Here is a 450-nt window from a genome sequence, read left to right as displayed (position 1 = left end):
CCCCGGTGGCACCCAGGACCCCCACTCGACCGTGGCCGAACGGGGTCGATCCCACGAGGTTTTCACGGATCGCGCCGCAATTGACCGTGACGACCGCTTTGCCGCGCCGGCCCCCCGAGCCCTGGATCGCCCTGGCCAGAACCTCCTGCCCGACGCCGGATTCGCCCGCGATCAGCACCGCCCACGACCTGGCACTGCGAGATCGTACCGATGTTGTGATCCATCTCGTCGAGGATGAACACGTTCAGGTCGCAGAAATCGCCCGGTACGAGGAGTGCCATGATCTGGCGCTGGCCGTCCGGAAGGACCTTGTACCGGCAGGCGAAGCCGTCGAGGATCAGCAGGACGTTGTCGGGCTTGTCGCCTTCCTGGATTAGATCCTGGCGCGCTCCAACCTGCCGGACTTTGAGTATCAGGTTGTTCAGGGCCGAGCGGGCTTGGTCGGACAGC

Annotated in this window: 2 pseudogenes; both read right to left on the bottom strand. The window is 65.3% G+C overall.

The window, feature by feature from the left end:
• A pseudogene (locus MKK69_RS19550) lies at positions 1–178 on the bottom strand (sigma 54-interacting transcriptional regulator); the annotation flags it as partial.
• A 67-nt stretch (positions 179–245) separates the two neighbouring features.
• Positions 246–341 (bottom strand): annotated as a pseudogene (locus MKK69_RS19545) (Crp/Fnr family transcriptional regulator); the annotation flags it as partial.
• Between the last annotated feature and the right edge of the window lie 109 nt (positions 342–450).

It is taken from the genome of Methylobacterium sp. J-026 (assembly GCF_022829585.1).
Lineage (GTDB): Bacteria > Pseudomonadota > Alphaproteobacteria > Rhizobiales > Beijerinckiaceae > Methylobacterium.
The sequence above is the reverse complement of the archived record's forward strand: the minus strand, read 5'-3'. Positions and strand labels throughout refer to the sequence as shown.